General features: G+C 69.2%; 1 protein-coding gene. It reads left to right on the top strand.

The genetic code is table 11. The features are described 5' to 3' along the window. The first annotated feature begins 104 nt into the window (after positions 1-104). Positions 105-1481, top strand: a complete 1377-nt coding sequence (locus IE294_RS46620) for an IS1380 family transposase (RefSeq protein WP_189895371.1) — start codon at positions 105-107, stop codon at positions 1479-1481. Positions 1482-1642 lie beyond the last annotated feature (161 nt).

Raw genomic sequence — 1642 nt, 5'->3', positions numbered from 1 at the left:
CGGGCTGTCCGACGGATGGTCAGGTAAGAGAAAAGTGCCTCTGACCAGCAAGAATGAGGATTGTCTAGGTCCTTGTTCCCGCTGAATCCAGAGGCACTTTCCAGGTGAAGAAGCCTACCGGGTCCTACCCCCATCTCCTTGTCCAGAGTGACGGCCGAGCCGTGCTCTCGCAGGCCGGTTCGGTCCTGCTGGTCGAAACTGTCCGCAAGACCGGCCTTGACCAGGCCATATCCGCGGCGCTTGCCCCCTGGCGGAAGTCGCGGGCCGTCCACGACCCGGGCAAGATCCTCCTGGACGCCGCGCTGGCGGTCGCGCTCGGCGGGGACTGCCTTGCCGACATCGCGATGCTGCGGGCCGAGCCAGCTGTGTTCGGACCGGTCGCCTCCGACCCGACGGTCTCCCGCTTGATCGACACCCTCGCCACCGCGGGCGAGAAGGCACTGACCGCCATCCGCACCGGGCGATCTGGAGTGCGCCAACGCGCCTGGACGTTGGCTGGCAGCCGGGCACCGGACACCGGTGGGCAGGTGATCGTGGACCTGGACGGAGTCCTGGTCGTCTCCCACTCCGACAAGCAAGATGCCGCCCCGACCTGGAAGAAGACCTACGGCCACCACCCTCTGATGGGGTTCGTCGACCACGGGCCGGGCGGGACCGGCGAACCCGTGGCCGCTCTGCTCCGCCCCGGGAACGCGGGCTTGAACACCGCCGCCGACCACATCACAACCGCCCGTCTCGCCCTCGCCCAACTGCCCAAGAAGTACCGGCGCGGACGGCAGACTCTCATCCGCTGCGACTCCGCGGGAGGCACCCACGAGTTCGTCTCCTGGCTCGCCCGGCGCGGGCGCTGGCTGTCCTACTCCGTTGGCATGGTGATCACCGAAACCATCCACCAGCACGTCCTGAAGATCCCCGAGTCGGCATGGACCCCGGCCGTCGAGACCGGCGGCGAGGTCCGCGACGGGGCCTGGGTCGCCGAACTCACCGGCGACCTGCTCGACGGCTGGCCGAAAGGGATGCGGCTGATCGTCCGCAAGGAACGGCCCCATCCCGGGGCCCAGTTGAGGATCACCGACGCGGACGGCATGCGGATCACCTGTTTCGCCACCAACACCGCCGGCTGCCCCATCGCCGAACTCGAGCTCCGTCACCGGCTGCGGGCCCGGGCCGAAGACCGGATCCGGGCCGCCCGCGCCACCGGTCTGCGCAACCTGCCCCTGCACGACACCGCGCAGAACAAGGTCTGGCTGGAGATCGTCCAGCTCGCGCTCGACCTGCTGGCCTGGATGCCCATGCTCGCCCTGACCGGCAAAGCCCGGCTCTGGGAACCCCGCCGTCTTCGTCTCCGGCTCTTCTCCGCAGCCGCCCAGCTCGTCACGACCGGCCGGCGTCGCATCCTCCGCCTCGCCCGCCACTGGCCATGGACCGGCGAGATCACCGCAGCTCTCGCACGACTCTCTCTCCTGCCGAAGCCCGGCTGACCAGCGGCTCTCTGCCCCTACGAGGAGCACCACCCCTACCGGAGCAGTGGAACCCGGCGCCCACCCGACGCGGCACTCGGGCTGTCAGCCTGCCCGGCATCAGCCACCGAAAGCGAAACGGTCCGCCGACTCCGTCGGCGGACCGTCAAGAAAGATCGAGG

Source organism: Streptomyces canarius (genome assembly GCF_014650735.1).
GTDB classification, from domain to species: domain Bacteria; phylum Actinomycetota; class Actinomycetes; order Streptomycetales; family Streptomycetaceae; genus Streptomyces; species Streptomyces olivaceoviridis.
The sequence above is the reverse complement of the archived record's forward strand: the minus strand, read 5'-3'. Positions and strand labels throughout refer to the sequence as shown.